The following is a 25,933-nucleotide window of genomic DNA, read 5'->3' on the forward strand; positions in this document are numbered from 1 at the left end:
CTCGGTGACCGTGACGCCCCTTTCTGTCTTTCGTTGAGGTCCTGTGTCTGAGTCATCCGAGCAACCTGACCGCGGTGGTCAGGCAGCGCCCTCGAACCTCGAGGTGCGCGACCCGCTCAAGCCGTTCACAGACATCCTCGACATCGTCAGGCAGATCGCCGCCACAGGTACGACGGCGCCCGACCCCACCGCCGCCTCGCTCGACCTCGAGGCGATCCTTCGCGGGCCGGTCCTCGACCCTCCTCCGCCACCCCCACCTTCTGCGGCTCCGCCGATCGCTGCGCCTCCGATCGCTGCGCCCCCCGTCCCTGCGCCGCCCACCACCCCTCCCCCGCTTCGCCCGCGGGCGAAGCCGATGGTCACGCCACCACCGGCTCCTGAGCCGGCTCCCGAGCCCGAGCCTGAGGTCGAGCCGGAGCCGGCCACCGCGCCCGAGCCTGTCGTCGAGCCGCCGGTAGAGCCGGAGCCGGTCCCCGAACCGCAGCCAACGCCAGATCTCGAGCTCACCCCGCCCGTGGCCTCCCCGGTCACCCCTCCGGCGGCAGCCACCCAGGAGCTGACCGACCTGCAGGCGATCATCGACGCTGCGTCGGCGGCGATCGCCGAGATCGACGGCGAAGCCCCGCCTGCTCCCGTGACAGTGGAGGCTGCACCGATCGACCCCGCCGCACTTGCGGCGCTGCTGGCCAGCTTCGACCTTCCGACGGACAACGTCGACACGCTCCTCGCTCCCCCGGCCGAGCCCGAGGCACCTGAGGAGACCGCCGAAGCAGAGGCTGTTGTCGAGGCCGCCCCAGAACCGGTCGTCGAAGCGCCGGACGAGGAGGCCGCCGACACCGCAGCCGTGATCCCGGAGCAGGTGGACGAGAGCAAGGAGGAGCCCGCCCCTCCGGCGCCCGTGATCGTCCCGGAGCCCGGCGAGGTCGTGCCGCCGAACGTGCTGGCGGTCCTCATGGAGCCAACGGCACGGCCGGCTCCCCGCCCGACCGAGCTCCGCAACAAGAACGCCCCTCCACCCGAGCCACCGCCCCACACGCATCGCGCCGTCCCCCCGCCCCCGCCGAAGGTCATCCCGGATCCCCAGACGGATGCGGCCGCCGCCGTACTCGCGGCCTTCGCCACCCAGCAGGCCGAACGCGAGGCCCTCCTCGCCCCGCCCGAGGCGCCGGAGCCCTCCACGGATCCGGCGGAGCTCGAGGCGTCTGAGGCCGCTGAGGACGTCGAGCCGACAGAGCTTCATGGAGCCATCGAGCCTCCGCTTCCCCACGTCGAGCCTGAGCAGCTCACGGCCGAACCCGAGCTCGGGGAGACGGAGGACGAGGAGGCACCGACCCACCGACGCATGCGGGCCTGGGCGCTCAAGGCGGTCGCTGCGGTCGTGGTCCTGGCACTCATGACCGGCACCGGCTGGGCGATCACGCGCGGCCCGCTCGCACGCTCCGCCTCCGACCCGGCGCCGACTCCGTCCCCCAGCGCCTCGACGGGCCTGCCGTCCGTCGAGGTCGCACCACAGCAGGAGGCCTACGCCGCCGTGCTCGCGGCGGTGACGGGCTCCAAGGACCTGGCCTCGCTGTCGGCTGCCGCAGACAAGGCCACCGACCTCGGCCAGACGTTCGCGACGCTCCGGGGCGGCACCAGCGCCGGGCAGGTCCTGATCAACGCCGAGACCGCCGTCCTGCAGTCCCTCAGCTCACTCGACGCCCTCACGCCCGACAACGCGGCGGCTCAGTTCCCGGCCCTGATGTCCACGCTCCAGAGGTCCTCGAGTTCGGTGGCCAAGGCGCGCAAGGCGATCCCGGGCAGCGATCCGTCGACCGACACCTCGCCTGCCGTCGACCATGTCGTCCACCTCGTCGCACCTCTCGCCCTCGACGGCCTCACCTCGCAGCTCACGACGTTCGTACGCCGGGCCGGCGCCGCCTCGAAGACCGCAGACCTCCGCGAGATCGCCGCCGACGCCTTCCAGCTCCGCGTTGCGACCGAGGACACCAGCGCAGTCCTCGGCGAGAGCGGGAAGTCCGGCGAACGCGCCCAGCTCCTCCAGCGGGCCGTGGCCGCGCTGGTCTCGATGAAGACCATCGACGGCGACCACCTCGACCAGTGGAAGACCACCGGCGCGACGCTCAAGCAGCAGCTCACCGGTCTCGGCCAGAGCACCGCGCCGCTGGCGAAGGTCGACAAGATGATCGACGCGGCGACGCTCCTCATGAAGGCATGGACCGAGCTGCACTCCGGTGTCGACAAGGCTGCGCTGTCGACGTACAACGACAAGGTGGTCGCCGCGATGAAGGACTGGACGAAGGCGTGGGCCAGCCTCCCGAAGGTCACCTCCCGCCAGCAGCCCGAGTTCGACCTGACGACGAAGTTCTATCGCACGTCCCAGGCCCTCGGCCGGGCCGTGGGTGAGCTCGACGGCGTGAAACTGCCTGAGAACTCGCCCGACGCCCTCGTCGCACGGAACAACGCACTCGTCGCCCTCGCCCGCCGCGCGCGTGCCGCTGCTGTGGCCGGGCACAACGTCGCCCTCGCCGCGGAGGACTGCGGGACAGGTTGCACCTACGGCGAGACCAAGCCGTGGCAGGGCTTCCAGCGCGCCCTCTCCGCGGTCGGTGACGCCGAGAAGATCAAGGCCGCCTGGCGGGACGCGTACGCCGACGCCAAGAAGGACGCTGTCGACACCACGGACGCGGACGCCGACAAGCCGGTCGTCTGACTGTTTCCAAAGTCTCATTCCATGGGACGAGATGTCCCACATTATGGACGGCTCGAGGCGTAGAACGGTCACATGACCACCGCCGCTTCGCCTCCCGCCGTCTCGCCCGCCCGCCGCTGGGCGATGCTCGGCGCGAGCACCGCGGCGCAGGCCTGCGCCGCGGTGATGATGCACGGGGCGGCGTTCCTCATCCCTGCGCTCCACAGCCAGGAGGACCTCTCCCTCGGTCAGGCGGGGATCGTCGCGGCGGCGCCGACCACCGGCGTGATGCTCGCGCTCGTGGCTTGGGGCTCGCTGGCCGATGCGTACGGCGAGAAGCGGGTGCTGCTCGCAGGACTTGTGCTCGCGACCCTCTCCGGCGTCGTCGCCATGAGCACCCACTCGCTGGTGCTCTTCACGATCGCCATCGGCGTGGCAGGTGCCGCTGCGGCCAGCACACCCGCGGCGAGCGGGCGGGTCGTGGTCGGCTGGTTCCCGCCCCACCGGCGCGGCCTCGCGATGGGGATCCGGCAGATGGCCCAGCCCGTCGGCGTCGGCATCGCGGCCATCTCGATGGCGGTCACGGCCGATGCCCACGGGATCCGTGCCGCGATCGCGATCCCCACGATCGCCTGCGCCCTTGCCGCAGTGGCCGTGGCGCTCGTCGTCATGGATCCGCCGCGTCCGGAGAGGACCGTCGAGCACAGCGCCAACCCCTATCGGGGCAACAGCTTCCTCGCGCGCATCCACGGCGTCTCGGTCCTGTTGGTCGTGCCGCAGTTCGTGGTGTGGACCTTCTCGCTGGTGTGGCTCGAACAGGACCGGCACTGGTCCGCGGCGGCCGCGGGCACGCTCGTCGCCGTCGCCCAGGTGGCGGGCGCCTTCGGGCGGATCGCCGCCGGACAGCTCTCCGACATGGTCGGCAGCCGGATGCGTCCGCTGCTCTGGGTGGCGATCGGAGCGGGAGTGGTGATGGCGCTGCTCGGCCTCACGGCGAAGGCCGACTGGTGGGTCGCCGTACCCCTCATGCTGGTGGCCACCGTGCTCACGGTGGCCGACAACGGACTGGCCTTCACTGCCGTGGCCGAGCGCGCGGGACCCTTCTGGAGCGGGCGCGCGATGGGCGTGCAGAACACCGCCCAGTTCCTGACCAGCTCGCTCGTGCCGCCGCTGGGCGGCGCCCTCGTCGGAGCGGTCGGCTTCCCATGGACCTTCACCCTCGCGGCGGCGTTCCCTCTCGTCGCGATCGGCCTGGTGCCACTGCGCCACGAACGTCCCGTGGGCTGACCACCGGCTAACCACGCCTCACGTGGGTACGCCCTTCCGCAAGAAAGGGAAGGGATCTCTCATGGACACCAGCACCATCATCTGGATCATCGTGGCCGTCATCATCGTGGCGGTCCTCGTCGGCGTCCTCGTCGCACTGGCGCGCCGTCGCCGCGAACACAAGCTCGTCGAGCACGCCACCGAGCTCCGCACCGAGGCGGCGCAGCGGGAGCAGGACCTGGACGAGCAGCGCCGCCAGGCCCAAGAGGCCGAGGCGAAGGCGCAGCTCGCCCGTGCCGAGGCCGAGCGTGCCGAGGAGCAGGCCCGTCAGGCCCGAGACTCCTCGATGTTCGAGGAGGCCAAGCAGGAGGACACCTTCCGCGAGGCCGACAGGGTGGATCCGCGCACCGCACCTGACACGGGGAGGTTACTCGCCGGTAACTGGTGGGTAGGATCGCGCACATGCTGCAGGTCATCGCCATTGTGCTGTGTCTCGCCCTGACGGTCGTCGCGGTCGCGCTCACCGTCCGGGCCGTGCGCTCGATGCTCCAGGTGCTCGGCCTCGGCCAGCCCGCGGTGGGTCGGACGAACAACCCGGGCAGGCGTCTCGCGACGATGCTCAAGGAGACCGTCCTCCACACCCGCATGCTGCAGTGGACATGGGTCGGCATCCTGCACTGGTTCGCCTTCGCGGCGTTCCTCTTCCTCAGCACGGCCGTCGCGTCGGCGTACTTCCAGCTCTTCTCGCCGGAGTTCGCGTGGCCGATCATCGGCAAGTGGTTCGTCTACGAGTGGCTGGGCGAGGGCCTCGGCCTGCTGGGCACGCTCGGCATCATCCCGCTCATCATCTACCGGCTCACGCACATGCCGAAGGACCAGGGCCGCACGACCCGCTTCTTCGGCTCGACCATGTGGCAGGCGTTCTTCGTCGAGGCGATGGTGCTCCTCGAGTCGTGCGCGATCCTGTTCATCCGCGGCGCGGAGTACAACTACACCAAGGCCAGCGAGCATGCGGAGCACGCGGACGCGTTCCACTTCCCGCTCGCGCAGTACTTCAGCCACCTGTTCCCCACGAGTCAGCACGGCAGCGAGCAGTGGATCTACGCCATCGCCGCGTTCAAGATCGCGTCGGCGATGATCTGGCTGATCGTCATCTCCACCAACCTCACGATGGGTGTCGCGTGGCACCGCTTCACCGCGTGGTTCAACATCTTCTACAAGCGTGAGTCGGTCGGCCGCGACACCGACGGCAAGACTCTCGCGCTCGGTGCACTGAAGCCGCTGATCTCCGACGGCAAGGTCATCACCCTGGATGATGTCGACGACCTCGACGAGGACGCCAAGCTCGGTGCCGGCTCGATCCAGGACTTCTCCTGGAAGGGCATCCTCGACTTCACGACCTGCACCGAGTGTGGGCGTTGCCAGTCGCAGTGCCCGGCCTGGAACACCGAGAAGCCACTCTCCCCGAAGCTCCTCGTGATGGGCCTGCGCGAGCACGCCTACGCCGCGGCGCCCTACATGCTCGCCGACGGTGAAGCGCCAGAGGGCGACGTACTCACCAAGCCGCTCATCGGCAAGACCGACAAGCCTGCCGAGTCCGGCGCCTCGACCGAGGTGCTCGACTGGTTCTACAACCCCGAAGACGGCGGGTTCGTCATCGACGAGGACGTGCTGTGGTCCTGCACGTCCTGTGGCGCCTGCGTGCAGCAGTGCCCGGTCGACATCGAGCACGTCGACCACATCGTCGACATGCGCCGCTACCAGGTGCTCGTCGAGTCGAACTTCCCGTCCGAGCTCAACGGCCTCTTCAAGGGCCTGGAGAACAAGGGCAACCCGTGGAACATGTCCTCCACGGCCCGGATGGACTGGGCCAAGGGGTTGGACTTCGACGTCAAGGTCGTCGGCGAGGACATCGAGTCGTTGGACGAGGTCGACTGGCTCTTCTGGGTCGGCTGCGCCGGCGCCTATGAGGACCGCGCGAAGAAGACCACGCGTGCTGTCGCCGAGCTGCTCGACATCGCCGGCATCTCCTTCGGCGTGCTCGGCAACGGCGAGACCTGCAGCGGTGACTCCGCCCGTCGGGCCGGCAACGAGTTCCTCTTCCAAGGGCTTGCCCAGCAGAACGTCGAGACGTTCAAGGAGTTCAAGGTCAAGAAGGCCGTCACCACCTGTGCTCACTGCTTCAACACGCTGAAGAACGAGTACAAGGAGTTCGGCATCGAGCTCGAGGTGGTGCACCACACGCAGCTGCTCAACAAGCTCGTGCGCGAGGGCCGCCTCACTCCCGTGAACGACGGCGCCGGCGCCCACAAGCGCTCCATCACGTACCACGACCCCTGCTACATCGGTCGCCACAACGGCGTCTACACCCCGCCGCGGGAGCTGCTCCAGGTGCTCCCCGGTGCGGAGTACGTCGAGATGCCCCGCAACTCCGAGAAGTCCTTCTGCTGTGGCGCCGGTGGTGCCCGGATGTGGATGGAGGAGAAGCTCGGCTCCCGGATCAACCAGAACCGCACCGACGAGGCCGTCGCCACCGGCGCCGACCAGATCGCCGTCGGCTGCCCGTTCTGCCGCGTCATGCTCTCCGACGGGCTTACGGCGGCGCAGGCCGCCGGCTCGGCCCGCGAGGAGGTCGAGGTCCTCGACGTCGCGCAGATGCTGCTCGCCTCGGTGAAGGGTGAGCAGGCCACCAAGCTCGCTCCCGGTGCGGGTGCGGCCAACGCCGCCGCCGTCGCGACGGCCGCTGAGCCGTCTGCAGGTGACGTGACGGCCCAGGGCGACACCGTCGTCGACACCGAGGACGTCGGTCCGGCGGCCAAGGCCTCCGGCGGCTCCTCTACGTCCGGCTCCGCCGGCAGTCTGTTCGACACTCCGGCGTCCACCGAGGAGAAGGCGCCCGACGACGCCTCGTCCCTCTTCGACACCCCGGCTCCGTCCGAGCCTGCTTCCGGCGGTACGTCGGGCGGCTCACTCTTCGACACCCCGGCTCCGTCCGAGCCGGAGGCGAAGGCTGCTCCGGCCGAGGCCCCGAAGCAGGACGGCGACCTGGGCTCCGGCGGCTCACTCTTCGACGTCGGTGGCGAGGCTGAGGCGCCTGCGGCGTCCGAAGCCAAGGCCGCTCCCGCCGAGGCCGCCCCGCCTGCGACCGAGAAGCCTGACCTCGGCTCGGGGGGCTCGCTCTTCGACATCCCCGCGGGTGAAGCGCCCGCCACTCCGGCCGAGCCAGCTGCTCAGGCTGCACCCGAGGCCAAGGCTGCTCCTGCAGAGCCGGCCGCTCCGGCTGCCCCGGCGGAGCCAGCCGTCGACCTGAACGCCGGCGGCTCGCTCTTCGACATCCCGGCCACGCCGGCGCCTGAGGCTGCTCCTGCGGCCGAGGCTTCCACCGCTGCTGCTCCAGCCGCCGCGAAACCCGCCGGGGCGTCCGTTCCTGCGGACTCCGAGGCCGACACGCCGGCAGCGTCGGCGAGTCCCGCGGAGGAGGCGCAGGTTGCGCCAAACGAGGCAGTCACGCCGGAGGCTCCCGCCGCGCCCGCGCCCGCGGCCGCTCCGTCGGGCACCGCGTCGGAGCCGCGCACGGACGTCAACATCGACGAGGTCTCCAGCCTGTTCGACATCGAAGCTCCGTCGGGCTCCGTTTCTGTCGCGGCCGGAACGGTCGCACCGGCGGCGGCCGCTGGCGCAGCTCCCCCGGCGACGGCTGACTCGTCCGGTGGCGACACGCCTGTGGCGACCGAAGCCGCGGACGTCTCCGAGGTGCCTGCGACCGAGGCCACCACCCCGGCGGCGCCCGAGGCACCGACGGTCGACACGGTCGTCGAGGACGCTGACACGTCCACCGGCACGACGTCGCCGGTCGCCACCGAGACGGCCGTCGTCTCGGAGGCCCCGGCCACCGAGGCGACGGTGCCGCAGGCTCCGGCCGCGCCGGTCTCGGCCGCTCCGGCCGGTCCGTCGTCCGGTACGGCCTCCGTGCCGCACAGCGACGTGAAGATCGACGAGGTCTCCAGCCTCTTCGACATCCCCGCCCCCGAGGGTGCGGTCAGTGTCGAGCCCGGCTCGGCCCCCGCGGCCGTCACGTCACCCGCTCAGGCAGCGCCCGCTGAGACTGCTCAGGCCGCGGCACAGCCGGCCGCGACCGAGGCCGCCGGGGTGGCCGAGGCTCCGGCGACGGAGGCCACGCCGACTGCCGAGCCGGAGGCTGGCGTGTCGGAGGCGGACGCCGAGCCTGCTGAGTCCGACGAGGCACCCGCCGCCCCGGTTCCGTCGACGCCGTCGACGCCGTCGGTGACGATCGGTGAGTCCTCGGGCGCCACGCACGAGCCCCGCACGGACGTCGACATCCACGGCGCCGAGAGCCTCTTCGACCTCTAGGCAGAAGCACCACCGATAGTGCGGTGGATTCGGGTCACCTGATCCGGATCCACCGCACTGTTCGTTGTGCACGCGACACTGACGCATGGGTCAGAACCATGACCCACTGCGTTGTCGGTCTGGGGACCGACCCTCGGCCCCGGAACCTCCTTGGGTCGCAGCACTGACTCATCGGTCACAACCTCGACCGACTGCCGAGCCGAGTGGGTAGCGCTCGCGACCGATGCCGTAGTGCTCCCGTAACCTGACCCGCGCCCAGTCGGCACCTCGGGCGTCGCCTCAGGCGGCGAGGGTCTCGTCCATGTCCTCCAGCTCACGACCCTTCGTCTCACGCACGAAGCGGTAGACGAAGACCAGGGAGAGGACGGCGAAGCCGGTGTAGAGCCAGTAGGGCAACTGGAGCGACGCGTCCGACAGCCCCGGGAACGAGACCGTCACGCCCCAGTTGGCGATCCACTGGACGCCCGCGGCCAAGGCGAGCGCGGCGGCGCGGTAACGGTTCGGGAAGAGCTCGCCGAGCAGGACCCAGACGATCGGGCCCCACGACATTCCGAAGGCCACGACGAAGACGTTCGCGGAGACGAGTGCGACCACACCCGCGGTGTCGCTGAGTGCAGGGGCGCCGGAGGAGTCGATGGTCGCCGTACCGAACGTAGCGGCCAGAACCGCGAGGGAGACGGCCATGCCGGCGGAGCCGATGAGCAGCAGCGGGCGGCGGCCGAAGCGGTCGACGAGCGCGATGGCGATGAACGTGGTGACGATGTTGGTGACCGACGTGATCATGGAGATGAGGAACGAGTCCGACTCCGAGAAGCCGGCGGCCTGCCACAGCGAGTTGGAGTAGTAGAAGATCACGTTGATCCCGACGAACTGCTGGAAGATCGACAGCGCCAGGCCGACCCAGACGATCGGGTGGACCTTGCCGGCCTTGTTGAGCAGGTCACGCCACGACGGCGGCGTCTCGCGTGCGACGGACTTCTCGATGCGCGCGACACTGATGTCGACCGAGGCGGTGCCGAAGAGCCGTGCGATCACCCGTCGCGCCGTGCTGACGTCGCCGTTGGCGATCAGGAAACGCGGAGACTCCGGGATCGTGAACGAGAGCACGCCGTAGACCACCGCCGGCACGGCCATCACGAGGAACATCCAGCGCCACGCGTCCATGCCCAGCGCGAGGTCGGCATCCGCGCCGCCGGCGATCTGCTGGATCAGGTAGTTGACCAGCTGCGAGAGGAAGATGCCGAGGACGATCGCCAGTTGCTGCAGCGACGCGAGCCGGCCGCGGATGCCGGCAGGGGCGACTTCGGCGATGTACGCCGGCGCGATGACCGACGCCATCCCGACGCCCACACCACCGACGAGTCGGAAGACGATCAGGAGCCAGAGGCTCGGCGCAGCGGCCGCGCCGATCGCGCTGATCAGGAAGGCGACGGCGGCGATCTTCATGACGAAGATGCGGCCGAAGCGGTCGGCCGCCCGGCCGGCGTACATGGCGCCGGCGGCGGCACCCAACAGGGCTGAGGCGACGGCGAACCCGGAAGTGTAACCGTGAATGTCGAAGCGGCTGTCGATGGCGTCGACCGCACCGTTGATCACCGCGGAGTCGTACCCGAAGAGGAGCCCGCCCAAGGCGGCGACGGAGGCGATCCGTACGACGCCATGCCCTGATTCAGTTTGAGTCATGAATCGAGTGTTCCCGCGCGGTGGATCATTCAACCCCTCATCGCGACGCCCTCACGCCAATAGCCCATGAACGCAACCTGCGCACGGGGCAGGCCGAGCTCACCGACGAGATGCCGACGGAGCCGCGCGACGAGCGAGGACTCCCCCGCGATCCAGGCATAGCGATCGTCGACGGGCTCCGAGACAAGCTCCTCCCCCGACGATGAGTGGACCGGCGTCTCCCAGAGATCGGGATCGACCTCGAGCCCGACGACCTCCTCAGGGGTGGCCGCGAAACCGAGATGGGCGCCGACGGCCTCGACCACCAGCTCGCCGATCGGCGCACCGTTGCGCGGCAGCCACGTGACCTCGACCTCCGGCACGCGCGGCAGCTCCACGCAGTCACCGTCCAACGGCACTTCGATGAAGACAGAGCCGGCCATACCCGCCGGCAGCTCACGCAGGATCTGGACGATGGCGGGCAGCGCGGTCTCATCGCCGATCAACAGCACCCGGGTGGCGCCCCCCGGGGCGAACTCGATCCCACCCATCGGCGTGCCTCGCCGCGGTACGACGGCGAGCAGCTCGTCCCCGGCCTCGGCGGCAAGGGCCCAGCCGGAGCCGGGGCCATGGGCGCCGGGATGCAGCACGAAGTCGACGACGATCCGGGTCTCCTCGTCCGAGCCCAGGACATCGGCGATCGTGTACGTGCGGACCCATCCGCGGGTCTCCTCCGGCAGCGCGGTGAAGTCCGTCCACCATGACTCCGGACGCAGCTCCGGCAGGCCGGCGGGCCCCGGGAAGAGCAGCTTGATCCGCTGGTCGAAGAGCGGTCCGTCGACACCGAAGTCGGCCAACTCCGGACCGCCCAGCACGATCCGAGCGAAGGACGGTGAGGGCCGGGTGATCTCGGTGACGGCGAGTCGGGTGAGCAGCATCAGGAGTTCTCCTCTGGTGGAGTGGCAGTCGAGGGGGCGGTGTGGTGGCGGCTGATCGGCACCACCAGCGGCGTGCCGGACACCGGATCGGGGACGACCCGGCAGGCCAGACCGAAGACGTTGGCGACCATCTGCTCCGTCACGACATCGGCCGGCGCACCTTCGGCGACGATCCGGCCGTCGCGCATGGCGACCAGGTGGTCGGCGTACCGCGCGGCGAGGTTGAGGTCGTGCAGCACCATCACCACGGTCGCGCCGCGGTCGGCGCGCAGGCTGTACAGCAGGTCGAGCAGGTCGATCTGATGGGCGACGTCGAGGAAGGTCGTCGGCTCGTCGAGCAGGAGCAGGTCGGTGCGCTGGGCGAGCGCCATCGCGACCCAGACCCGCTGCCGCTGGCCGCCGGAGAGCTCGTCGACCACCTGCTCGGCGAGCTCGAGCGTCCCGGTCAGGGTGAGCGCCTCGGCGACCGCCTGCTCGTCGGCCGAACTCCACCGCGAGAGCGCACTGCGGTGCGGCTGCCGGCCACGACCCACGAGGTCGACGACGGTGATGCCCTCCGGTGCGATCGGCGACTGCGGCATCAGTCCGAGGACCTTGGCGACCTCCTTGGTCGGCCGGGTGTGCACCGCCTCACCATCGAGCAGCACGGCGCCGTCGAGGGGACGCAGCAGACGTGCCATCCCCCGCAGCAGCGTCGACTTGCCGCAGCCGTTGGGCCCGACGATGACGGTCGTCGCCGCGTCGGGGATGCCCAGCGTGACCTCGTCGACGATCGTGCGATGCCTCCGAGCGCCGCCGTAGCCGAGTGTGACGCCCTCAGCCTCGAGCCTCATGCGGATCTCCTTCCGGTGCGGCCGCTCGCGAGCAGCCAAAGCAGGAACGGCGCGCCGAACGCGCCGGTGACGACGCCGACAGGCAGGTTCACGTCCGGGATTCCGTACGCCGCCAGATAGTCGGCCCCGACCACGACCGTGGCGCCCACGAGGGCCGCGCCGAGCAGCGTCGAGCGACCTCCGTTGAGCGTGCGTGCGATCGGGCCGGCGGCGAAGGCGACGAATGCGACCGGGCCGGCCGCGGCGACTCCGAGTGCCGTGAGCAGCACCGCGGCGAGCAGCAGTCCGTCGGCGTAGGCCACACTGACGCCGAGCCCCGAGGCCACGTCGCGGCCGAGCTCGAGGGAGCGCTGTGCCTGCGCGGCCCACGCGACGAGCGGCAGCAGGACGACGAGGAAGAGCGTGAGGCTCCGGATCGCGGGCCAGTCGGCGGCGTTGAGGCTGCCGGTCAGCCAGCGCAGCGCGAGCTGGGCGTCGTACTCGTCGGCACGGGTGAAGAGATACTCGATCACCGCCATGAGCGCGGCGGCGGCGGTGACGCCGACGAGCACGAGACGGTAGGTGGCGTCCGGTCCGGCGACGAGCCGGATCGCCGCCGCGGTGAGCACTGCTCCGATCACCGCGGCGATCGACAGCGACGTGCCCGAGAGGTCGAGGACGACGATCGCAAAGACGGCCGACGCGCTCGCGCCCATGCTCACGCCGACCATGTCGGGGCTGGCGAGCGGGTTGCGCAGGGTGCTCTGGAAGATCTCACCCGCGGTGCCGAACGCGACGCCGACGAGCAGACCCATGACCGCCCGCGGCAGCTTCGACTCCTTGAGGATGAAGGTCGCGCCGGGGATGTCCTTGCCGCCGAGGATCCGGAGGAAGTCGGGGAAGGTGATCGTGTAGTCGCCACCGAGGACGCGGGCGAAGAAGACCGCGACCAGCACGACGACGAGTCCGCCGACGACGAGGGCGAGCCGGCGCTGCGGGACTCTCCGCGCACGTCGTACGACGTCGACCGGCCGGGGCGCCTCGAGCGCGGTCACAGGCCCGCCATCCGTCCGCGTCGGAGGAACCAGCAGAAGACGGGGACACCGACGACCGCGGTCATGATCCCCACCTGCACCTCGGTCGGAGGCAGCACGACACGTCCGATCACGTCGGCGAGGAGCACCAGCGCGGCGCCGTACCCTATGGAGAGCGGGAGCACCCGGGTGTAGGCGCTGCCGACGAGGACGCGGACCGCGTGCGGCACGATCAGGCCGACGAAGGCGATCGGGCCGGCGAGCGCGGTGGCGGTGCCGGCGAGGAGGACGACGGCGAGGCCGATGACGGCGCGGTCGACGGCGGTGCGACGGCCGAGGCCCGCCGCGAGGTCGTCGCCGAGGGCGAGGGTGTCGAGGGTGCGTGCGCCGGCGAGGGCCAGCAGCGCACCGACGGCGAGGAAGGGCAGGCCGGTGAGGACGACGTCCCAGTCACGGCCGCCGATGGTGCCGACCTGCCAGCGCCGGATCACGTCGAAGGTCTCCTTGTCGGTGAGCAGCACGGCGCTGGTCCAGCTGGCGACACCCGCCGAGACGGCGGCACCGACCAGGACGAGCTTCGCCGGGGTGACACCGTCACGGCCGAAGGAGGCGATCCCGTGCACCCCGACGGCCGCGACCGCAGCACCGAGCAGGGCGCACCACACGTAGGTGTGGAGCGAGCTCACTCCGAAGGCGGACACCGCGAGGACCATGGCGAAGGAGGAACCGGCATTGACACCGAGCAGCCCGGTGTCGGCGAGCGGGTTGCGGGTCAGGCCCTGCAGGCAGCCGCCGGCGAGGGCGAGCGCCGCGCCGACGAGCAACCCGAGCGCCGTGCGCGGGAGGCGAGTCTGCAGGATCGCCTGGCCACTGCTGCCGTCGTGGAAGAGCTCCGAGGGTGCGACGAGCCTCGATCCGAGCAGGACCGAGGTGACGATCGCGACGGCAAGGAGCCCGAGGAGCAGCCACCATGCGGCGGCGTGCACCCTCGGACCCCGGCCCGGCGTGGCGTTCCGGGCCGGGGCACGTGCGGGGGTTGAGGCACCCGTGAGGGAGCCATTCACTTGCCGGCGACCGCCTCAGCGACCTTCGGGACGAAGTGCTCGATCGCGTAGGGCACCGAGAGCGGCGTGGGGACGCCCGCGGCGTTGGAGGCGATGTTGTCGGTGGAGGCCCACATGTGGCCGGCCTTGATCGCGGGGATCTGACCGATCAGCTTGTCGTCGGCGAAGGTCTTCGCGTCGGTCTCCTTCACCGCATAGGTGAAGAAGAAGTCGGAGTCGAGCTCCGAAGCGCGCTCGGCCGAGATCTGGCCGTAGAAGGCGTCCTTGGGGCTGATCTTCTCGATGATCGGGGCGTTCTTCATCCCGATCGAGGTGAGGAAGACCGGGCGCAGGTCGGTCGGCGTGTAGTAATACAGCTGCGACAGGTCGGAGGTCTCGAGAGCGCCCCAGATGAAGGTCTTCCCCTGGAGCTCGGGGTAGTCCTCGCGGGCCTTGGCGAACTCGTCGTCGACCTGCTTCTCGAGGTCGGTCGCAGCGGTCGAGCGACCCACGGCCTTGCCGGTCAGCTCCAGCGACTGCTGCCACGTCGTCATCCACGGCTTGCCCGGGAAGGCGACGACCGGGGCGATCTTGGAGAGCTTGTCGTACTGCTCCTGCGTGATCCCGGAGAGGGTGGCGAGGATGAGGTCGGGGCTCAGCTTGGCGACCTCGTCGACCGGGATGTCGTCGGTCTCGTCGATCAGGGTGGGCGTGGCGCCGCCGAGCTCCTCGAGCTTGGCGTCGAACCACGGCGTGGTGCCCTGCTCGTTGCCACCCCAGGTCACCTTCTGGATCCCGACCGGCACGACGCCGAGCGCAAGCAGGATGTCCTGGTCACTGGAGCCGATCGAGACGATCCGCTTCGGCTCCTTCTCGATCCTGGTCTCGCCGAAGGCGTGCTTGATCGTCACCGGGAACGCGTCGGCGTCCACACCACCCGTCACCGAGGAGCCGGATGACGGCTTGTCGTCGGCGTCGGTGGAGCCGGTGCTGCAGGACGCGAGGGCCACGGCGGCGAGCAGCACCGCCACGACGGCGGCCAGGGCGCGAAGAAGGCTGCGAGGGGACACGGGAACCCGTCTCTCTTGTTAGGTAACACTAAGTAAGTACAGCCTAACCATATCGACGCGATGTTGCGCAACCGATCCTCGGTCCGACGGCCACTCCCCGTTCCGCGGCTGCGCCCCGCCCACCGAGCACCAAGGCGCACTCCTAGGATCGGCCCATGGGCGTGATGTCGGTCTGGGACGAGCTCCCGTGGCCGTCCTGGGACCAGGCGGCGATCGCCTCCGTCGTCGCGGTCACAGCCGGGGTCGCCGTACGCCGACTGCGACCGTCGCGCGCAAGCCTCACGTCGTCCGCGGCACTCCTCGAGTTCGCGCTCATCTCGGCGCTCTACTCGATCTGGCGGATCGCCCGTGAGCTACCGTTCACCCACGAGGACGGCGCGATCCGGCGGGCACGCGAGATCGATCGCCTCCAGCACCATCTCCATCTCCCCAGCGAGATCGGGCTGCAGCACTTCGCCCTCCGGCACGAGTGGCTGGCGCACTTCGCGAACGCCTACTACGGCACCGTGCACGTGCCCTTCCTGATCGCCTTCCTCGTCTGGCTGTGGATCTGGCAGCGCGACCGCTACCCGCACTGGCGCAACGGCCTGGCCTACGTGACGCTCGGCTGCCTGATCATCCGGTTCGTCCGCGTGGCGCCCCCGCGCTTCCTGCCCGAACTGCACTTCGTCGACCTCGCCTCGCGGATGGGGTTCGCGGTCTACGGCAGCGATCCGAGCGCCGGCGTCAGCGACCAGTACGCGGCGATGCCGTCGATCCACGTCGCATGGGCGGCCGTCGTCGCCTTCGGCGTCCTGGCGACGGCCACCGGCCGGTGGCGCTGGCTCCGCTGGATGGTCTTCCTCCACCTGCCGCTGACGATGTACGCCGTCGCGGCCACCGGCAACCACTGGTGGCTCGACGGCATCGTCGCCCTTGCCCTCCTGGGGATCGGGCTGGTCTTCGACTCGTGGGTGCGACGCCGGCTGGGCCGACCGCGGCCCTCAGATGCTGGTGCGGTGGAAGTTCTGGAAGCTGCGTGACGGCGTCGGGCCACGCTGCCCCTGATAGCGGCTGCCGTACTTCTCCGAACCGTAGGGGTGCTCCGCCTCGCTCGTGAGGCGGAAGAAGCAGAACTGCCCGATCTTCATGCCCGGGTAGAGCAGGATCGGCAGCGTCGCGACGTTGGCCAGCTCGAGCGTCACATGCCCCGAGAAGCCCGGGTCCACGAAGCCCGCGGTGGCATGGGTGAGCAGCCCGAGACGGCCCAGCGAGGACTTCCCCTCGACGCGCGCGGCGATGTCAGCCGGCAGCGTCACGGTCTCGTACGTCGACCCCAGCACGAACTCCCCCGGGTGCAGGATGAACGGCTCGTCGTCGATCGTCTCGACCTCGCGTGTCAGGTCGGACTGGTCCGCGGACGGGTCGATGGCGGCGTACTTGTGGTTGTCGAAGACGCGGAAGAAGCGGTCCAGCCGGACATCGATCGAGGACGGCTGCAGCATCTGCGGATCCCACGGGTCGAGGGCGATCCGGCCCGACTCGATCTCGGCGAGGATGTCGCGGTCGCTGAGCAGCATGTCGGCACCCTATCGGTGACCCCGCTTCGCCGGGTGCGTCCCGAGAGTCGCAGAATGCATTCGTGGCCTTTGCAAAGTACGTCGCCCTGGGCGACTCGTTCACCGAGGGGGTCGGGGACACCGACCCGAGCCGGCCCAACGGAGTCCGCGGCTGGGCCGATCGCGTGGCCGAGGTGCTCGCCACCGAAGACCCGACGTTCCGCTACGCCAACCTCGCGATCCGCGGTCGCAAGCTGCCCGCCATCCTCGACGAGCAGCTCGCACCCGCCCTCGCCCTCGAGCCGGACCTCGTGACGATCTACGCCGGCGCCAACGACATGCTCCGCCCTTCCGTCGACATCGACGTGCTCATGGCGCGGTATGACGACGCCATCACAAATCTGGCCGCCACCGGCGCCACCGTCGTCATGTTCACCGCCTTCGCTGCCAAGAAGTCCCGGTTCTTCGCAATGCTGCGTGGACGCTGGGCCTACTACAACGAGTGCGTGCGCGAGATCCACGATCGCCATGCAGCGAGCGGTGCGGACATGCGCCTGGTGGACTACTGGCGGATGGACGAGTTCGACGACTGGGGCTACTGGGACGTGGACCGGCTCCACATGTCCTCGGCGGGGCATGAGCTGATGAGCCACAAGGTCCTCGACGTACTGGGCGTCCCGCACGCGGCGGACGCGCCGGCGCCGCTCGCGTATCCCGTCCTCTCGCCGCGGGAGCAGCGCGCCCACAACCGGGCCTGGGCCCGGGAGCACCTCGCGCCCTGGGTGAAGCGGCGCCTGACCGGTACGTCGTCGGGCGACAGCCTCAGCCCTCGTTTCCCCGACTGGACGGCTGTGGGCGCATGAGCTTCGACCGGTTCGTCGCGATCGGTGACTCGTTCACGCAGGGAGTCGGCGATGCCGACCCCGCGCGACCGCAGGGCTGGCGCGGCTGGGCGGACCGGGTCGCGGAGGTCCTCGCGACCCACAACCCGAACTTCCGCTATGCCAACCTCGCGACCAGCGGCGCCCAGACCCACCACATCCTCGGCCACCAGCTGGAGCCCGCGCTCGCCCTGCGGCCCGACCTGGTCTCCGTCCACGCCGGCGGCAACGACCTGATCCGCCCGAAGGTCGACATCGACAAGCTGGTCGCCGGGATCGGAGCGGCCGTCGACGAGTTCCGCGCGCAGGGTGCGACGGTCATCATGTTCACCCAGGGCGACGGCGGCTCCTCGGGCGTCTTCGGCGCCATCCGTGGACGGGTCGCGATCTTCAACGAGTTGGTCCGCGACTTCATCGCCGACGGGCCGCTCGGCCCGGAGGGCATCGTCCTCGTCGACAACTGGCGACTGAAGGACGGCCATGACCTGCGGGTCTGGGCCGACGACCGCCTGCACCTCAACTCGATCGGCCACCAGGGCGTCGCGATCAACGTGCTCAACACCCTCGGGATCGAGCACGACCTGGTGCCCTACGCGCTTCCCGACGGGCCGCCCAAGAGCCGACGGCAGCAGCGCGCCGAGGACCTCGCTTGGGCCCGTAACCACCTCGCACCGTGGGTCGGACGACGCCTCCGCCGGGCCGCGCCCGACCTCACCGGGGCGGCCAAGTACCCGACCCTCACGCCGCTGGCGTAGCCGTCACGAACTGCCCCGTGGCGCTGCCGCGGACCCACCTGTCCCACGACAGGTTGTAGCCGGCGTACCCGTTGTCGCCGTCGGCCTTGCCGCGCGGCGAGCCCGTGATGGTGACCGGGTCACCCTCCTTCGCCAGGTTGTAGAACCACTTCGCGTCGGCCAGCGAGAGATGGACGCAGCCGTGCGAGCCGTAGCTCGTGCCGGGCTGCGGATCGGCGGGCGAGTAGTGCAGGAACGTGCCTGACCACGTGATCCTGACGTCCCACGGAAGGGTGAGGTCGTAGTAGTCGGGGCTGTTCCTGTCACAGCTGATGTTGACGCTGCACGAGTCCATCCGGACGGTGGGCGACTTGTTGACCACGGCCATCGTCCCGTCCCACGAGGGCCAGTCGGGGCTGCCGGCGTCGCTCGGCATGGTGCGGATGACCTTGCCGGCACGGGTGACGGTGGTCCGGTGGCGCTTGACGTCGACGTGGGTGCGGACGTCGGCGCCGATGGTGAAGTGCCGCGTGTAGCTCTTCCTGCCGTACCGTCCGTGCCCGTCACCGACGCCGAGGAGGTCGGCCACCAGCGACACCTGCGTCCCGGGCGTCCAGTAGGACTGCGGCCGGAAGTCGACACGGCGCTCGCTGAACCAGTGCCACGCGGCCGTGACCGGCGTCGAGGTTGTGACGGTGAGCCGCTTCTCGATCTTCGCCCGGGCGGAGTCGGCGACCGGATGGGTGAAGACGATCGAGATCGGCATCGCCACGCCGACCGTCCTCCCGTCCAGCGGAGCGATGCTGTTGACCTGCAGCGGCGGGCCGGTCGGCGTGGGCGTGCGCGACGGGGTCGGCGTCGACGTGATGGTCGCGCCGGGCGAGCTCGGCGTAGCCGACGGGATCACCGAGGAGGAGGCGGCGGGGCCCGCCTCGCCACCCGAGCTCGCGCATCCCGCCACCATCAGGACGACGCCCATCACGAGCATCGCCATCCGCTGGCCCCGACTGCCTCTGAAGGTTCCCACCGCTGTATGGTGTCACCGCACTGCGGATGTAGCTCAGTTGGTAGAGCGTCAGCTTCCCAAGCTGAATGTCGCGAGTTCGAGCCTCGTCATCCGCTCCACCACCGTCCATGTGCGGCACACTCACGATGTGCTGACGACACTTTCCACTGGCGCCCAGGTCTTCATCGAGGACACCGGGGCTCCGACACCCGAGGCCGAGACCATCGTGTTCGGGCACGGCCTCCTCTTCAGCGGCCGGATGTTCAAGGCCCAGGTGGCCGCGCTCCGCGACCGCTACCGCTGTGTCACGATCGACTGGCGCGGGCAGGGCCGCTCCGGCCCTGCGCCCGACGGCCGCTATGACATGGACGCCCTCACCGAAGACGCGGTCGCGTTGATCGACTCACTCGACGCCGGGCCGGTGCACTACGCCGGCCTCTCCATGGGTGGCTTCGTGGGCATCCGACTCGCAGCCCGCCATCCCGAGCGCCTGGCCTCGCTCACGCTGCTCGACACCAGTGCCGACCCGGAGGAGCCGGGCAACGTCCGCGAGTACCAGCTGCTCGCCGCGGTCTACCGCCTGGTCGGGATGCGGCCGTTGATGAAGCCGGTGGCGAAGATCATGTTCGGCTCCACCAGCCTCGCCGGGCCGCGCGCGGGCGAGATCGTCTCCTCCTTGGTCGAGGCCATGACGGGCGTCGACCGCGCTGCGATGAAGCAGGCGATCCTCGGCGTGTGTCACCGCCCGGCCGTCGCCGACCTGCTCGCCCAGATCGCGACCCCGACCCTCGTCATCGTGGGCGCCGAGGACGCCGCCACCGTGCCGGCCAAGGCCGCCGCCATCGCGAGCGGGATCCCCGGAGCCCAGCACGAGGTCGTCCCCGCGGCCGGCCACTCCAGCACGGTCGAGCAGCCCGAGGCCGTCACCGCGCTGATGACGAGGTTCTTGGACCGGGTCGCTCGCTGACAGACTTTGGGGAGCGATCAGCCAGTAGCAGGCTCCATCCGCCCCTCCGCCTCCATCGAACCGCGCACTTGTGCGGTTACGCGCGGGCGCTCGGCCCGCCGCGCGGCGCGTAACCGTGCATTTGTGTGATCGTGGCGGTGCTGACGCTACTGCCGGTGCCGCATCACCCAGCCGAGTGCCGACGTAGGCTCGCGCCGTGAGTTTCGAGGGCTTTCCCGCTGCAGCACTGGACTTCTACGACGACCTCGAGGTCGACAACACGAAGTCCTTCTGGGAGGCGCACCAGCACATCTACAAGGAGTCGGTGCTCGCGCCGATGAAGGAGCTCACCGGCGCGCTCGAGATGGAGTTCGGCACGGCGAAGATCTTCCGGCCCTACAAGGACGTGCGGTTCTCCAAGGACAAGACGCCGTACAAGACGCACCAGGGTGCGTTCGTCGCGGTCGCCCCGCAGACCGGGTTCTACATCGAGGTGTCGCCACGCGGCGTACGGACCGGCGGCGGTTGCTACTGGTTCGAGCCGCCGCGGCTGGCCGCGTTTCGCGAGGCGATCGACCACGACCGCTTCGGACCGGACCTCGAGAAGCTGCTCAAGACCGCCGTGCGCAAGGGCTACGAGGTGGGCGGGGACCGGCTCAAGACCAAGCCGCGGGGGTACGACGCCGACCACCCTCGCATCGAGCTGCTCAAGCACAAGTCACTGACGCTGGGCCGGATGATCGGGTTCGAGCCCGTCATCCATACCGGTGAGCTCCTCGATCTCGTCCGGAAGGACTGGCGTGCCATCCGCCCGGTGACGGACTGGATCGCCGAGCACGCGGCGGTCTAAACGCCCAACAGGTCCCGGAAGCCCCGCACGATCTCCTCGCCTGCATCGAGGCCGGAACCCGCGGTGATCGAGACACCAGGAGCGGACCAGCCGTTGCGGAGCAGCTCCGAGTCACGTGGCATCCACCCGACGGGATGGGCGCGCAACATGCCGGCATCGAGCAGGGAGTCGCCGGCGGAGCCGACCACCTCGAGGCCGTGGGAGGCCGCCAGGTACTCCAGCGCCGCCTCCTTCGAGAGCCTGAAGGGCACGCAGTAGACCTTGCGCCCCTGGACGGAGACGCGCCAGCCGAGCGGCTCCAGCGTCCCGACGAGCTCCGCCACCTCATCACCGCCCGGTGCCCCGTCGGGGAAGACGGCGTAGCAGAAGAGGCCCTCGGCATCCCGCAGTCGCGGCGCGAAGTGACCAGCGCCCGCGACCGTCGACGCGAGGCACCAGGAGCCGAAGACGGCCATGACCTCCTCCAGCGTCGCGGACAGCACGACCGCGGCCCGCACCTCGCCCCGGTGCGCCTCGTCCTCGACGCCGTCCACCAGGACTCGGCCGCCGTTCGCGCAGACCGCGAAAGACGCGGGGCCGCCGGGCAGCCGGACACGTTGGTACTGCACCACCGTGCGGGTCGTCACCGGCACCACCAGCCCTGCCGAGACGAGCAACGCGAGATCCGCCGCGGCAGCAGGACTCACATAGGAGAGCGGGGCGCCGTCGTACTCCTCGACACAGACGGCGCCACTCACGTTCCCGCCGGCGGCAGCCGACCAGATCAGGGTCCGGTCGAGGTCGCTGGCCACGACCCGGGTCATGCGAGCTCCCGCGGCCGGATCAGGCCGACGGTCGTGTACCCGAGGCCGGGCACCTCCTCGATCGGTACGCCGCGCGCCTCGGCCAGGCGCACGATGTGCGGGACCTCGGGCAGGGAACCTTCGCGCACGAGCACCCGCCACGGCACCCGCCGTAGCAGCACCCGCGTGGTCTCCCCGACGCCGGGCTTGATCAGGTTCTCCTCCCCGATCCCGTACGCCGACCCGATCTGCTTCACGATCGCGCGGCCGCTCCACGTCCGACTCCGATCAGCCGAGCGCAGCAGCGCGACCTGCGTGTCGACCTCCGCATCGATCGACGGGAAGTGTGCCGAGACCGCATCGAGGAACAGACCCGAGACATCATCAGGTGCCAACGACGCATAGAACTTCGCGCCGTGGAACTCCCCCGGCCCGAGGTGGTCGGCGTTGAGCACCGTGCGCGAGACCAACCCGGAGACGGTGGAGTTGAGGCAGGCCGAGGGGATGAGGAAGTCATCCCGCGTCCCGAAGATGTCGACACAGTGGCCCGTGTCGGCGAGGACGGCCATCTGGTCACTGAAACAGGTTCCGAGCGCCGAGTTGGCCGCCGCGACGGCGTCGGCGAGTTCGCGCGTGATCATGCCCTTGCCCGTCCAGCCGTCGATGAACATGACGTCGACCGGGTCGTGGTGCGCAGCCAGCCACTCGAGCGCGACGCGATCGATGCCACGGCCACGGACGATGGACATCGCGTAATGGGGGGCCAGATATCCGTGCCGGTGGGCGGCCCAGCGCCGCATCAGGATGCCGACCGGCACGCCTGCGCGCGCCAGCGAGACCAGTACCGCCGTCGACCCCCGCGCCTCCAGCACCAGCTCCGTGACGACGGCCGCGCACACGGCCACCCGCCTGGCCGCCTGGTGGAGCGACTCCTCGAAGAGCGCGCGATAGGCGGCATCGGGCGTGAACTCGATCGGCAGCGACTCCGCGTAGTGCCCGCGCCCCGACTGGATCGCCTCCTCGCGCTCCTCCGTCGGTGCCTCGAGGGCCACGTCTGAGAGGTCCTTGAGCAGCCAGCCGACCTCATCGCTGCGGTAGCTCCCGAAGGACGGGCCGCGCAGCGGCTCCTGGCTCACAGGACCGCCTCGGGAGGGAGCACGGCCACGACCACATCGTCGGTCACCGACGCGAGCGCGTCGAGGAGGCCACCGGGAGCGGAGGCCTCGGCCGTGTCGGCAGCGCTGTCGAGGACCACGACGATGTGGTCGAACCGTCCGGCGCCCAGGTTGTAGGCGAACCGGGGTGCGTCGTCGGTGCCGTCATGGCCGGTGAAGGTGACCCGGCTCCGGATCGCGTATCCCGGATCGTCAACCACCGCGATCGGCGAGCGGGTCGTGGACGAGAAGGTCAGCGTCGACTCCGGTAGCAGCTCGGCGAGCTCACGCGCGAGACGCAGCGGGAGGTACATGAGCTCCTCGGTCCCGAGGACGTGAATGGTAGGGACGCGGTCACTGGTCGAGGTGCGAGCGCCAGCGAGCCCCGAAACCAAGAGCTCCGCAAGTGCTCGCGCCCACTCCAGCACGGCCCCGTCCAGCGCGGCCCGGTCAGCAGCGTCGAAGCCGTGCCGACCACCCTGCCGCGCGACGCCGGCAACGGGAGCCAACTCGACGCGCCGAGTCACCCCGCCCACACTGGCGACCGGAGCAGGCGGGTCCAGGCCGGCAACCAGCGCCTGCCCCCGCTCGAGTACGTCGTCAGGCAGCTCTGCCTCGCCGCGCCCGAGCGACACCACCTCGATCCGCACGCCCAGCTCGGCCGCGCAACGATCGAGCTCGGCAACAGAAGCGGCGGGCCGCAGGTCGAGGAGTGCGGCGACGACGTACAGACCGCGGTGGCTCCGCTGCTCCAGCGCGCGGACGATGTTGGCGACGGTTGCGCCGCTGGTCAGCTCGTCGTCCACGAGCACGATCGCCCCCGACCCGTCGAAGACCGCGGGATCCCTCGGGAGCAGGTGGTGTGAGGACGCGTGACTGTGCGCCTCCTCGAATACGAGCAGCGAGGACCACCCGGCGGGCACCCGCCGAGTCGAGTGCAGATAGGGCGCACCGAGCACGTCGGCGACGCAGTGCCCGAGCCCGGTCGCGGTCTCCGCGAACCCGATCACCGCGGCCGTCCCGACAACCACCCCCTCCGCCTCCAGTACGCCGACGACCCGGCGTCCCAACGACTCGGCCGTCTCCCGCGCAAGCCGAGGATCGACCGGCACGTGCTTGCCGAGCACGGGCGAGACGATCAGATGAGCCCGACGCGGATTGCGACGCACGGCCAGCCCGGCCAGCTCGCCCACACTGAGCTCCGAGTCAGGATGGTCGAGCAACCGCACGCCCAGCCGCTCGGCGACCCACTCCGCCGACCAGAGCGAGGAGTCGACGAGGTCAGCCACGGTCGACCGCAGCGAGGAGGTCCACGAACGAGACGCCGGGAGCCGCGACACCGAAGGCCCGAGCGCGCCGGACGGTCCGCTCGGCCCAGGCGCGGTGCGGGTTGGTCTCGTTCATCTTGTTGCCGTACTCCGATCGGAACGCTCCCCCGGCGTCGGCACCGAGGACGGCCACCGCATCGCTGTGGTCCTCGTGCGAGACGACCGAGAGCGCATGCACGACCGGGACGTGGCTGGGGTGGATGACGGTCTTGCCGACGAGGCCGTTGGCCCGGTCGAGGACGACCTCGCGGATCAGGCCGTCGAGCTCCTCGCTGATGAGCTGGGCCCGCAGCGCGCGGTCGTCGCGACCGAGGAACGGCGTCTCCCGCAGCTGGGGCTTGAAGAGGCGCTCGGAGTCGGAGTAGTACTCCCAGACCGGTCCGGTCACGACGAAGCCCTCGTCGCCGGGCCGCCCGAGCATGTTCACCACGGCGGTGAGCACCGCGGCGACCACCCGGACGTCGTAGACCGTGAGCTCCCGGGGGCGGCGCAGACCGTAGACCGCCGCGAGGTCCGTCGCGCCGGTGCGCACCGCCAGCACGTGGTCGCGATGGTGACGGAGCACGCGTGCGATGCCGCCCAGCGCCTCCGAGCGGGACTCGGCGTACATCACCTCGGGGGTCTCGATGACGGGCATCGCCCAGAGCCGACGGGACAGTCGCTCGGAAGCGCACTCGACCGCCCGGAGGTAGTCGCCGCCCGAGTCCTCGGCGAACTTGGGGAGCACGAACCCGACGAGCGCATCCGCCGAGTCCCCCAGCTCGCGCGTGATGTGGTCGATCTGCTCGGGCGAGCGGACACGGACGAAGACGAGCGGCGCCTCGTCGGCCCGGCCGGCGAACGCCGAGAGGACCGTGACCAGGTGGGTGAGCGCCGACTCGACGTCGGCGTCCCGGATCGAGTCCTCGAGGCAGACGACGGAGCTGACCACTCCGCGCGCCCTCGACCGGACCAGGTCGTCGACGAGCCTGGGCCGCGTGGCGGGCGAGTAGAGGGTCGCGCCGAGTGCGTCCGCCACGGTCTCCCGGTCGGCCGCCCGGTCGAACGCCACCGGAGGGACGGCGAAGAGGGTCTCAGCCTCGGGCGGACTGAGGAACTCGAAGTGCCGCATGGGAGATCTCTTCCTCCTGGCTACCCGGTCATGGGGTATACAACCATCGTGGGGATGGACGCCCGATCGCGCCGTCCCACACCCAGAACGGACCACGGTCGCAGATAGTTGCGGCAACGAGGAGGAACCATGCCCGTCTCCCTGAGCAAGGGTGGAAACGTCAGCCTCACGAAGGAGGCGCCGGGCCTGACCAATGTCACCGTGGGACTCGGCTGGGATGCCCGTACGACGACGGGCCAGGACTTCGACCTCGACGCGAGCGCCCTCGTGCTCGGCGCCAACGGCAAGGTCCTCAGCGACGCCCACTTCATCTTCTACAACAACCTGACCTCGCCCGAGGGGACCGTCCGCCACACCGGTGACGTCCGCGACGGAGCCGTGGCCGGCGACGACGAGGCGATCGAGGTCGACCTCTCGTCCCTCACGCCCGAGTCGGAGCGCATCATCTTCGCCGTCACGATCCACGAGGGCCAGCAGCGGGGGCAGAACTTCGGCCAGGTCTCCAACGCCTACATCCGCGTCGTGGACCGCGCAGATGACAACGAGATCGCCCGCTACGACCTCTCCGAGGACGCCTCGATGGAGACCGCCATGATCTTCGGTGAGCTCTACCGCAACGGGGCAGACTGGAAGTTCCGGGCCGTCGGCCAGGGTTATGCCTCCGGCCTGGTCGGCATCGTGACCGACTACGGCGTCAACCTCGGCTGACCAGCCA

22 protein-coding genes and 1 tRNA gene are annotated in these 25,933 nt (G+C 70.2%); 11 read left to right on the forward strand and 12 right to left on the reverse strand.

What is annotated here, in order from left to right; genetic code table 11:
* Positions 1 to 43 precede the first annotated feature (43 nt).
* The 4 genes from LH076_RS14275 to LH076_RS14290 all read left to right on the forward strand — a co-directional run bounded on the left by LH076_RS14275 (position 44) and on the right by LH076_RS14290 (position 8,329).
* Complete coding sequence (locus LH076_RS14275; protein WP_227781424.1) at positions 44 to 2,713, forward strand: hypothetical protein; 2,670 nt, start codon at positions 44 to 46, stop codon at positions 2,711 to 2,713.
* Between the two features lie 72 nt (positions 2,714 to 2,785).
* Complete coding sequence (locus LH076_RS14280; protein WP_227781425.1) at positions 2,786 to 3,979, forward strand: MFS transporter; 1,194 nt, start codon at positions 2,786 to 2,788, stop codon at positions 3,977 to 3,979.
* A 61-nt stretch (positions 3,980 to 4,040) separates the two neighbouring features.
* Positions 4,041 to 4,460 (forward strand): hypothetical protein, encoded by a 420-nt coding sequence (locus tag LH076_RS14285; RefSeq protein WP_227781426.1) that lies wholly within the window; start codon positions 4,041 to 4,043, stop codon positions 4,458 to 4,460.
* The gene (locus tag LH076_RS14290; RefSeq protein WP_227781427.1) at positions 4,421 to 8,329 is read left to right on the forward strand and encodes a (Fe-S)-binding protein; all 3,909 of its coding nucleotides are present in this window, start codon (positions 4,421 to 4,423) and stop codon (positions 8,327 to 8,329) included. Before LH076_RS14285 ends, LH076_RS14290 begins: the two co-directional genes overlap by 40 nt.
* A gap of 279 nt (positions 8,330 to 8,608) precedes the next feature.
* Here LH076_RS14290 and LH076_RS14295 read toward each other — a convergent pair whose 3' ends face one another.
* From LH076_RS14295 to LH076_RS14320, 6 genes are all read right to left on the reverse strand, one after another.
* A complete protein-coding gene (locus LH076_RS14295) occupies positions 8,609 to 10,012 on the reverse strand; it encodes a sugar porter family MFS transporter (RefSeq protein WP_227781428.1) in 1,404 nt (467 codons plus the stop codon).
* 29 nt (positions 10,013 to 10,041) lie between these two features.
* On the reverse strand, positions 10,042 to 10,929 hold the full coding sequence (locus LH076_RS14300) for a siderophore-interacting protein (protein ID WP_227781429.1): 888 nt from the start codon (positions 10,927 to 10,929) through the stop codon (positions 10,042 to 10,044).
* Positions 10,929 to 11,762: an ABC transporter ATP-binding protein gene (locus LH076_RS14305; protein ID WP_227781430.1), complete on the reverse strand. Its 834-nt coding sequence runs from the start codon at positions 11,760 to 11,762 to the stop codon at positions 10,929 to 10,931. The genes LH076_RS14300 and LH076_RS14305 overlap by 1 nt, the downstream gene beginning before the upstream one ends.
* Positions 11,759 to 12,796, reverse strand: a complete 1,038-nt coding sequence (locus tag LH076_RS14310) for a FecCD family ABC transporter permease (RefSeq protein ID WP_227781431.1) — start codon at positions 12,794 to 12,796, stop codon at positions 11,759 to 11,761. Before LH076_RS14310 ends, LH076_RS14305 begins: the two co-directional genes overlap by 4 nt.
* Positions 12,793 to 13,761, reverse strand: a complete 969-nt coding sequence (locus tag LH076_RS14315) for a FecCD family ABC transporter permease (protein ID WP_227781432.1) — start codon at positions 13,759 to 13,761, stop codon at positions 12,793 to 12,795. The genes LH076_RS14310 and LH076_RS14315 overlap by 4 nt, the downstream gene beginning before the upstream one ends.
* Before the next feature lie 74 nt (positions 13,762 to 13,835).
* Entirely contained in the window at positions 13,836 to 14,888 is a 1,053-nt protein-coding gene (locus LH076_RS14320) for an iron-siderophore ABC transporter substrate-binding protein (RefSeq protein ID WP_227781433.1), read from the reverse strand.
* Positions 14,889 to 15,043: 155 nt separating this feature from the next.
* On the opposite strand from LH076_RS14320, the gene LH076_RS14325 reads away from it, so the two are divergent.
* Complete coding sequence (locus tag LH076_RS14325) at positions 15,044 to 15,910, forward strand: phosphatase PAP2 family protein (RefSeq protein WP_227781434.1); 867 nt, start codon at positions 15,044 to 15,046, stop codon at positions 15,908 to 15,910.
* On the opposite strand, the gene dcd is transcribed toward LH076_RS14325, so the two are convergent.
* Positions 15,872 to 16,447 (reverse strand): dCTP deaminase, encoded by a 576-nt coding sequence (gene dcd / locus LH076_RS14330; protein ID WP_227781435.1) that lies wholly within the window; start codon positions 16,445 to 16,447, stop codon positions 15,872 to 15,874. The genes LH076_RS14325 and dcd overlap by 39 nt on opposite strands.
* 62 nt (positions 16,448 to 16,509) lie before the next feature.
* Between dcd and LH076_RS14335 the strand changes: the two genes are divergently transcribed.
* Both LH076_RS14335 and LH076_RS14340 read left to right on the forward strand, forming a co-directional pair.
* Positions 16,510 to 17,289, forward strand: coding sequence for an SGNH/GDSL hydrolase family protein (locus LH076_RS14335; RefSeq protein ID WP_227781436.1), 780 nt, complete (start codon positions 16,510 to 16,512; stop codon positions 17,287 to 17,289).
* Positions 17,286 to 18,062: an SGNH/GDSL hydrolase family protein gene (locus tag LH076_RS14340; protein WP_227781437.1), complete on the forward strand. Its 777-nt coding sequence runs from the start codon at positions 17,286 to 17,288 to the stop codon at positions 18,060 to 18,062. Before LH076_RS14335 ends, LH076_RS14340 begins: the two co-directional genes overlap by 4 nt.
* On the opposite strand, the gene LH076_RS14345 is transcribed toward LH076_RS14340, so the two are convergent.
* Positions 18,046 to 19,068, reverse strand: a complete 1,023-nt coding sequence (locus tag LH076_RS14345; protein ID WP_227781438.1) for a L,D-transpeptidase — start codon at positions 19,066 to 19,068, stop codon at positions 18,046 to 18,048. The two genes, LH076_RS14340 and LH076_RS14345, sit on opposite strands and share 17 nt — an antisense overlap.
* A 22-nt stretch (positions 19,069 to 19,090) precedes the next feature.
* On the opposite strand from LH076_RS14345, the gene LH076_RS14350 reads away from it, so the two are divergent.
* From LH076_RS14350 to LH076_RS14360, 3 genes are all read left to right on the forward strand, one after another.
* Positions 19,091 to 19,166 (forward strand) — tRNA-Gly (locus LH076_RS14350).
* Positions 19,167 to 19,195: 29 nt separating this feature from the next.
* Complete coding sequence (locus LH076_RS14355) at positions 19,196 to 20,014, forward strand: alpha/beta fold hydrolase (RefSeq protein ID WP_227781439.1); 819 nt, start codon at positions 19,196 to 19,198, stop codon at positions 20,012 to 20,014.
* A 196-nt stretch (positions 20,015 to 20,210) separates the two neighbouring features.
* On the forward strand, positions 20,211 to 20,843 hold the full coding sequence (locus LH076_RS14360) for a DUF2461 domain-containing protein (protein ID WP_227781440.1): 633 nt from the start codon (positions 20,211 to 20,213) through the stop codon (positions 20,841 to 20,843).
* Here the strand turns inward: LH076_RS14360 and LH076_RS14365 are convergent.
* The 4 genes from LH076_RS14365 to LH076_RS14380 are packed head-to-tail and all read right to left on the reverse strand — an operon-like array spanning position 20,840 to position 25,218.
* Complete coding sequence (locus LH076_RS14365; RefSeq protein WP_227781441.1) at positions 20,840 to 21,646, reverse strand: HAD family hydrolase; 807 nt, start codon at positions 21,644 to 21,646, stop codon at positions 20,840 to 20,842. The two genes, LH076_RS14360 and LH076_RS14365, sit on opposite strands and share 4 nt — an antisense overlap.
* Positions 21,643 to 22,761 carry a cysteine protease StiP family protein gene (locus LH076_RS14370; protein ID WP_227781442.1) on the reverse strand — a complete coding sequence of 373 codons (1,119 nt, stop codon included), beginning with the start codon at positions 22,759 to 22,761 and terminating at the stop codon, positions 21,643 to 21,645. Before LH076_RS14370 ends, LH076_RS14365 begins: the two co-directional genes overlap by 4 nt.
* Entirely contained in the window at positions 22,758 to 24,068 is a 1,311-nt protein-coding gene (locus LH076_RS14375) for a phosphoribosyltransferase family protein (RefSeq protein WP_227781443.1), read from the reverse strand. Before LH076_RS14375 ends, LH076_RS14370 begins: the two co-directional genes overlap by 4 nt.
* Positions 24,061 to 25,218, reverse strand: coding sequence for an HpcH/HpaI aldolase/citrate lyase family protein (locus LH076_RS14380; protein ID WP_227781444.1), 1,158 nt, complete (start codon positions 25,216 to 25,218; stop codon positions 24,061 to 24,063). Before LH076_RS14380 ends, LH076_RS14375 begins: the two co-directional genes overlap by 8 nt.
* Before the next feature lie 129 nt (positions 25,219 to 25,347).
* Here LH076_RS14380 and LH076_RS14385 point away from each other — a divergent pair, with 129 nt between their 5' ends.
* Positions 25,348 to 25,926 carry a TerD family protein gene (locus tag LH076_RS14385; RefSeq protein ID WP_227781445.1) on the forward strand — a complete coding sequence of 193 codons (579 nt, stop codon included), beginning with the start codon at positions 25,348 to 25,350 and terminating at the stop codon, positions 25,924 to 25,926.
* Positions 25,927 to 25,933: the final 7 nt, after the last annotated feature.

The organism is Nocardioides sp. Kera G14 (assembly GCF_020715565.1).
Taxonomy (GTDB): Bacteria; Actinomycetota; Actinomycetes; order Propionibacteriales; family Nocardioidaceae; genus Nocardioides.

What these genes read in the sequence shown, in the direction of transcription:
- LH076_RS14280 (WP_227781425.1), top strand. Translation starts at nt 2,786, where the DNA reads ATGACCACCGCCGCTTCGCCTCCCGCCGTCTCGCCCGCCCGCCGCTGG.
- LH076_RS14285 (WP_227781426.1), top strand. Translation starts at nt 4,041, where the DNA reads ATGGACACCAGCACCATCATCTGGATCATCGTGGCCGTCATCATCGTG.
- LH076_RS14290 (WP_227781427.1), top strand. Translation starts at nt 4,421, where the DNA reads ATGCTGCAGGTCATCGCCATTGTGCTGTGTCTCGCCCTGACGGTCGTC.
- LH076_RS14295 (WP_227781428.1), bottom strand. Translation starts at nt 10,012, where the DNA reads ATGACTCAAACTGAATCAGGGCATGGCGTCGTACGGATCGCCTCCGTC.
- LH076_RS14300 (WP_227781429.1), bottom strand. Translation starts at nt 10,929, where the DNA reads ATGCTGCTCACCCGACTCGCCGTCACCGAGATCACCCGGCCCTCACCG.
- LH076_RS14305 (WP_227781430.1), bottom strand. Translation starts at nt 11,762, where the DNA reads ATGAGGCTCGAGGCTGAGGGCGTCACACTCGGCTACGGCGGCGCTCGG.
- LH076_RS14325 (WP_227781434.1), top strand. Translation starts at nt 15,044, where the DNA reads ATGGGCGTGATGTCGGTCTGGGACGAGCTCCCGTGGCCGTCCTGGGAC.
- dcd (WP_227781435.1), bottom strand. Translation starts at nt 16,447, where the DNA reads ATGCTGCTCAGCGACCGCGACATCCTCGCCGAGATCGAGTCGGGCCGG.
- LH076_RS14340 (WP_227781437.1), top strand. Translation starts at nt 17,286, where the DNA reads ATGAGCTTCGACCGGTTCGTCGCGATCGGTGACTCGTTCACGCAGGGA.
- LH076_RS14365 (WP_227781441.1), bottom strand. Translation starts at nt 21,646, where the DNA reads ATGACCCGGGTCGTGGCCAGCGACCTCGACCGGACCCTGATCTGGTCG.
- LH076_RS14380 (WP_227781444.1), bottom strand. Translation starts at nt 25,218, where the DNA reads ATGCGGCACTTCGAGTTCCTCAGTCCGCCCGAGGCTGAGACCCTCTTC.
- LH076_RS14385 (WP_227781445.1), top strand. Translation starts at nt 25,348, where the DNA reads ATGCCCGTCTCCCTGAGCAAGGGTGGAAACGTCAGCCTCACGAAGGAG.